This window comes from Flavisolibacter ginsengisoli DSM 18119 (assembly GCF_900129295.1).
Classification (GTDB): Bacteria; Bacteroidota; Bacteroidia; order Chitinophagales; family Chitinophagaceae; genus Flavisolibacter; species Flavisolibacter ginsengisoli.
The window spans coordinates 78,583-85,355 of the sequence record NZ_FQUU01000019.1 but is presented as its reverse complement, the minus strand read 5'-3'; the positions used below and the strand labels follow the sequence as shown (position 1 = coordinate 85,355).

General features: G+C 41.7%; 5 protein-coding genes. 1 reads left to right on the top strand and 4 read right to left on the bottom strand.

The annotated features are described in order from the left end of the window. Positions 1-112: 112 nt before the first annotated feature. Both BUA53_RS17735 and BUA53_RS17730 read right to left on the bottom strand, forming a co-directional pair. The gene (locus BUA53_RS17735) at positions 113-715 is read right to left on the bottom strand and encodes a hypothetical protein (RefSeq protein ID WP_072836733.1); all 603 of its coding nucleotides are present in this window, start codon (positions 713-715) and stop codon (positions 113-115) included. Between the two features lie 434 nt (positions 716-1,149). Further along, positions 1,150-2,670, bottom strand: coding sequence for a PAS domain-containing sensor histidine kinase (locus tag BUA53_RS17730; RefSeq protein ID WP_072836732.1), 1,521 nt, complete (start codon positions 2,668-2,670; stop codon positions 1,150-1,152). A 295-nt stretch (positions 2,671-2,965) separates the two neighbouring features. Here BUA53_RS17730 and BUA53_RS17725 point away from each other — a divergent pair, with 295 nt between their 5' ends. Next, on the top strand, positions 2,966-4,072 hold the full coding sequence (locus BUA53_RS17725; RefSeq protein ID WP_072836731.1) for a sensor histidine kinase: 1,107 nt from the start codon (positions 2,966-2,968) through the stop codon (positions 4,070-4,072). Positions 4,073-5,449: 1,377 nt separating this feature from the next. Here BUA53_RS17725 and BUA53_RS17710 read toward each other — a convergent pair. Further along, positions 5,450-6,046 (bottom strand): hypothetical protein, encoded by a 597-nt coding sequence (locus BUA53_RS17710; RefSeq protein ID WP_072836728.1) that lies wholly within the window; start codon positions 6,044-6,046, stop codon positions 5,450-5,452. Beyond that, a complete protein-coding gene (locus BUA53_RS17705; protein WP_084080231.1) occupies positions 6,033-6,548 on the bottom strand; it encodes an RNA polymerase sigma factor in 516 nt (171 codons plus the stop codon). The genes BUA53_RS17710 and BUA53_RS17705 overlap by 14 nt, the downstream gene beginning before the upstream one ends. Positions 6,549-6,773 lie beyond the last annotated feature (225 nt).

Below are 6,773 nucleotides of genomic sequence, written 5' to 3'. Positions count from 1 at the left end.
AAAGCTAGAGTCAATACTATTTGCAATCAATTCTTCAACCTAAATACTGACAGCTAAAAGAATACATTTCCACCTAAAGAACCAGAAACAAAAAACAATAAACCAGAAACGCTTAAACAGCATGCTTAAGCAAAAACAGCGGTATCCTGTAATCTTCCGGAAACTCCCCTTCAAACTTTATGGTCCACTCTATATCATCCATATACAGCTTAAAGTATTCTATCTCCTCTTCACTAAGTGGTGCAGAAACCTGGATATCCAGCTTGTTCTTCATCTTCTTTTCCTTTTCGGGCTTTTGTTCTTGTATCCTTCCTTTTAGTTCCTCTTCAAAGGAAGACAGGAGTAAATCAAACTGCTCCCGGGTAAGGGAAATACGCTTTTGCTCCATAAGAAAGGTAAACAAGGCTGAAAACACCTCCCCTTTTTCACTTCCCTGCTTTAAAAAAGCAATGGCAATTCTTCTTACCTGGGTAAACAGCCTTGGGTATCTTCTTTTAACAGGAACAAAGCGGTAGATAATAGAAGACATGATATTACCCTGTTTAAACCTTTCAGCACTCCTGCGGCTGCCTTCAAAGGCAGGGTCCTTCCAGAAGCGCTTAGAATCCACCCCAGGAAGCATTCTTACCAAAAATCCCCAGTCCACATCTTTATAAAAGTTGATGTCTCCACATACTGTACCTATCGCCTTTACATGACTTATTTGCCTGGCCATATGATATTAGATTTTATAGTTGCAAGATTGCTAAAATAATTAGCAGTTCAAAACCACTATGTCCGTTTTGACCGATTTTGTCCGATTTGACCGGTTTTGTCCGCTTTTGTCCGGAAGGGTATTGAGTCGGGAGTCGGGAGTCTTGAGTCGGGAGAAAGAGAACAAAGCAACCAACAGATAGCCTTATGCCAGGCATCTTGCTATCAAAGCCCTATTTACGGTATACTTAGTGCGTGATCACCACGCAGTATCTATACCGGAGCTATACAGTTGATCTGGCGTTGATAGGAACCAGCACGGGAGTTGTACCATAGAAGGCATGCAGAACAATTGGCTAAGGCAAATTATTTCAGTAAAAAAGCACCTATTGAAAACCTGGTAAAATCAGGAAGGTGTTTCATTGAGAAACAAGAATTCTTTTCCTGGATGTTTATTTAAAAAGGAAAGGTCACAATGAAAGCTGCGCCCTGGCTCCTGCTTTCAGCGCTGATACTTCCACCATGCTTTTCGGCTATGTGCTTACAAAGAGCCAGCCCCAGGCCGGTACCTTCAAATTGGTTCTTGGAATGCAGCCTTGTGAAGGTGTCGAAGATGGTTTCGGAATAGCGCGGGTCAAAGCCAATACCGTTGTCTGCAACGGAGATCTCAATGAATGCATTGTCCGTTACCCCATGTATGATCCTGTGGGTAATGGTAATTACAGGGTGTACCCCCGGCCTGGAAAACTTCAGTGCATTATTGATCAAATTATAAAAGAGCTGGAAAATAAGAAACTGTATGCCCCTGAAGGATGGGAAACTATTATAATGAAGCCGGGCCTGTTTTTCCCGTATCAGCAGTTCAAGATCGGTTTCTATGTTAGAAAGAATATCAACCAGGGCTACATCCTCAGCAGCTTCATTGAAATTCTTTAACTGGGAATAGTTCAATACACCTTCCACCATTTGGGTAAGCCTGGAGGCGGCTTTCTGGATCTTTTTAAGATTATCTTCCGATGCGGGTGTCAATACATTTTCCTCATCATCGGTCAACATGTGGCTATAGAGACTGATCTTGCGAATAGGTTCCTTCATATCGTGGCTGGCCACATGGGCAAACTGCTCCAGGTGCTGGTTGGTCTGTTCCAGTTCCTTTCTTTTTTTATCCAGCTCCAGCTCATTCCTTTTTTGTTCACTGATATCCCTGAGAAAGGCAATGAATGTGGTTTGGCCATCCTGTATAGCCGAAGAGATGGTCAATGAAACATAAAATTCATCACCATTCTTATTCAGGGCGGTTACTTCTATGGTTCTGCCCATTACCTGGGCCCTGCCCGTGGACAGGTATCTTTTCATACCCTGGTTATGTGCTTCCCTGTATTGGGGAGGTATGATGGTTTCTGCAAGGGATCTTCCCTTTACTTCTTCCAGTGACCAGCCAAAAACCTGTTCTGCTTTTGGGTTCCAGAATGTAATATGCCCATCACCATTCATGGCAATGATGGCATCGGGGGCAAAGTGCAGCAGTTGCTGCTGGTTGAATTCCCTTTCCTGCAATTCCTTGTTAAAGGTCTCCAGGCGTGCTTCATTTTCAATTTTTGCGGTGATGTCCCGGAATATGGCCCTGGTATATAATGGCTGGCCATCCCCGGACTTTAAGGAGAGAAAGCCTTCGATGGTAACCAGTTTACCTGATTTGGCAACCAGTGACAGCTTTACTTCTTTGGGAGGAATAAGGCCCTGCAAAACATCAGCCCTGTAATTTTTAAAGCTCTCCCTGTCTGTAACATCAATGAAAGAGTAAATGGATTTGTTGGCGATCTCGGGCAGTGAATATTCCAATACCTCTTCCCAGGCTTTATTCACATATATCAATGTTCCTCCAGGATCCGCAATGTGGATCAGGTCATGGGCATTGTCAAACAGGTCTTTATACCATTGTTCGCCCTTGAACTCTTCGGAGAATATTGAATTCAAATGATTTGGTTGGTTAAGTTAAAGGCAAGATAATGAAAATGAACCTTTTAAGCTATTGGGTGTTAAAGTAGGACAATTTCTTCATAATGAACTAATCCTATAATTCCTGAAATAATGTGGCCGGTTACCAGGTGTATACAGATGATACTGTTTAATCATCATCTTATTTTGCATAATTGATATTTAAACAATAAAAAGGCTTTGAAATTATACCTTATCATTGAATGTTGAATGCTACAAAAACTGCTGATGGTTTGGCTATATTTAAATCCTTAAAAAATTGATACGCTTTCATATGAATGGTGTCATAGATTTCTTTAAAAATTTATTCTCTACCAGCGAATGGCCTGCCAGGTGGCATTGTGGCAACTGGACTGATTTCCATGGGTGGCTCTATATTATCAGCGACCTGATGATCTGGCTGGCTTATTTTTTAATCCCGGTTATCATCATCCGCTATTTTTTAAAGAAGAAAACAAGTATACGCTTCCAGGCGGCCTACCTATGGTTCGCGGCTTTTATCCTGCTTTGTGGTGCCACGCATTTCCTCGATGCCATGATGTTCTGGATCCCTATGTACCGGGTCAATGCCCTAGTGCGTTTTTTCACAGGCATCACCAGCCTACTGACTGTATATTATTTGATCAAGGTATTGCCACAGGCATTCTCACAAAAAACGGTTATTGAACTGGAAAACGAGATAACACTGCGTAAGGAAGCAGAAAAGCAACTGGCAGAGGCCAACAGAAACCTTGAAGCCTTTGCTTCCATCGCTTCGCACGACCTGCAGGAGCCATTGAGAAAGATCTCTGCTTTCACTTCCCTGCTCAATGACCGGAATAATGACAAGTTTGATGAACCCAGCAAGCGTTATGGCGAAAAGATCATAGCAACTTCGGCCCGCATGCAGCTATTGATCAGGGATATTTTGACCATGTCTTCTTTAAAAACTGAAATAGAACTGGTGCCCACTGATCTGAACAAACCCATACAAAAAGCCCTGGAGGACCTGGAACTGACCATTAAAGAAAAGAATGCCATCATCCATATTGGCCCCATGCCTGTTGTGATGGGCAATGAGCACTACCTGTCGCAGGTGTTTTACAACCTCATAGGCAATGGCATTAAATTCAATCAACAGCAGGCCGAGATACACATTAATGCAGATGTTGTTGACGGCTATACCTGGGTTCATGTGGCAGACAATGGTATTGGCATGAAGGAAGAGAACTACGAAAAGATCTTTGAATCCTTCCAGCGTCTGCATGGCAAGGGGGAATACCCGGGCACCGGCCTTGGCTTATCGATTACCAAAAAGATCGTTGAACTGCACGGTGGCATTATTAAAGTGGCCAGCATTGAAGGTGAGGGAACGATGTTCTCGATGAGGTTTAAGAACTAAGATTAACAGGATTTGAGAGGATTTTTGAGGAGGGAGAATTGCCACAAAGGCACTAAGGTACAAAGGAGCACTAAGTAAGTTGGAAGTCGGGAGTGAGGAACCACGGCGACACAGTGGCACGGAGGTGCACGGAGAAACAAGAAGAGTTTGTAGTTTGTGGTTTGTAGTTTGTAGTTCTTTAGGTGGTAAAGACATTTGATTTGGCTGGCATTTACCAATGCTTTAGAAAGTGAGTGTGCGCATTCTTAAAAAGCTTTTACTCTGTACGAAATCTCCTTAGTACTTTCCGAAATGCGGAGTACCTGCTTTCCCCCTTTTCAAAGAGATACAATTATACTTGTTGAGACAAGATGGGTAAAAAATTAAAAACGTAATGCTTTTGGTAAAAAATGAATTGACCACAGTACAAGAAATGCGACAACAAAAGTTAGAACCATAATCCCTAAATGTTTCAGTACATATCTTATCGTTACTTTTCTTTCGAAAACTGTAACTCTGAGTTTTACAACACTATTCCATGTAATTATTATAGTTCCAAAAAATACTATGAGCATTAAAGCAGTACCCATTTCTTATTATCAGTTTTATTTTCATTTGGCTTTTCTCTACTGACATATTAATCAGTTCCTCAAAACTTAAATCAGTATTACTTTAGGCTCAAAATGGTCATCATGCTTTAGGTGTGGCCTTTTTTCTTAGCTTCTTTTGCCATGTATAAAGATAAAAAAGAAGCCCGAAGCCTTCTGTTATTTTGCAATAAGTTCACGGTACTTTAAAAGGCTTTCACGGTGCGCATGTTGGCGTCCCCGCCACCGTGATTGAATCTTCCACAACAGATTTTCTAATACCAAGCAAGCATTACCGCTTCAAACCTCGTGTGAATATTCTTTTGTCTTATATCATAAGGCTTATGTAGCAATGAAAAGCAATTAGTACAGTGACTTAGGGAGCCCTGTAAGGGCGGTATTTTGGTAGAAAAAGGCACCTTGAGAAGATCACAAAGCCCCAGCGGGGCGATATTTCCCTGGCTGTAAATCCCGGCAGGTATTTTCATAATAATGTTTTGAATAGTGATTAAAAAATACTTATACACCAAATCAAAATATCGCCCTTACAGGGCTTTGCTTCTTCAAAATATAATGTCCCCGCTACCAAAATATCGCCACCCTGAGGCTTGGTTCGGGAATCTCATCTACCCTACTATCCAAAAATGTACCTGCTCTGTTAAATTGTTAATGACAAAACAATGGAATTGGTTTCTATTACTATGACTATTTGACCTTGCTTGAAAAAATATGGACCTCAATTGCCTTTCCTTGTCAACATATCAACCTGTTAACTTTTCAACCTATTTCAACCTATCAACTTTTCAAAACCCTACTCCATTTCCTTAACCAGCGATTGCAAATAATTCAAATGCCTGCCGAACTTCCGTTGTATTATAAGAGGGCTTATAAAATATTGTAAAAGAAGGAAGCCCAGGTAAACAGCAAAGCGTGCAAAGAGGGGAAGAGAGTGCCATTTTTCAAGCATCCGGTAGTGCTGGATATAGGGCAATACTTCCAACAGCACGATAAAGAAGATAAAGACAATGCGTAACCCGATGATCTTCCAGCGCAACCTTGTTTGTAAAACTGATACCTGCTGCTGCAAGTTGGCCTTTACCATCCCGTTCATATCCTGCATTTTATCTGCAATGCGGTAATTGTAGTAAGCAACAATTATAACACCGATAGCAACGGCTACGTAACTCCAGTACAACACACTGGTAAGGGGTTTACTGATGTCACTGGCATTGGTGAGCAGGAGAATGAATGGCATGAGGGCCATTATGATCATTTGTTTTCTAAACCCTCTTTTCAGGGCCGCTACAGGGCCATAACTTTTGTGTTGGATCATTTCCATGATGTTTTTATTTACAGGTGTTGGTATTGGTGTTTCCTTCCATGATTGCTTGAGGTCATCGAGTTCCATGTTCAATTGTTTTTGTCATTTGACGTAATTTGTCTTTGATACGACTCATTTTCACACGCAGGCTTCCCTGCGACATGCCCAGTATTTCTTCCATCTCTTCATAAGACCGGTCCTCCATATAGAGCATTACGAGGGCCTTTTCCACCTGGTTCAATTGTGCAATGGCTGTATATAAATGTTGCATGCGCTCTTCGTCTGCCTGGGCAGTGTTATCATCACCTATATTCACAGGGAGGCTTGCTGGCTCATAGGAATCAATAAAATCTTTTTTCTTCCGCAGGCCGGTGATAGCCGTGTTGATGGCCACCCTGTATAGCCAGGTGCTGAACAGGGAGTTGCCTTTGAAATTAGCATAGGCCTTCCATAGCTGGATCACGATCTCCTGGAACAGGTCCTGCCTGTCAGCACTTGTATACGCATAAATGCGACATACTTTATAGATCAGCAATTCATTTTCACGAATATGCTTTTCGAACTGCTTTTCTATTTCCTGTCGTGACAATGCGGTTAGTTTATATGAATAGTCGTCGATTGAGACGAAATGTTACAGAAGGGATGGAAAAAGTTGAAAAGTTAACAGGTTGACAGGTTGAAAAGGAGAGAGCAGGTCAAAAGTTGAAAGTTGACTGGCCGATAGGTAGGAAGAATTTTTTATTGTCCGGTCCTGGTTTCCTTCCTATTGGATGAAATAACCAATCAACTTTCATAGCTATTAGTTCAAATTCTT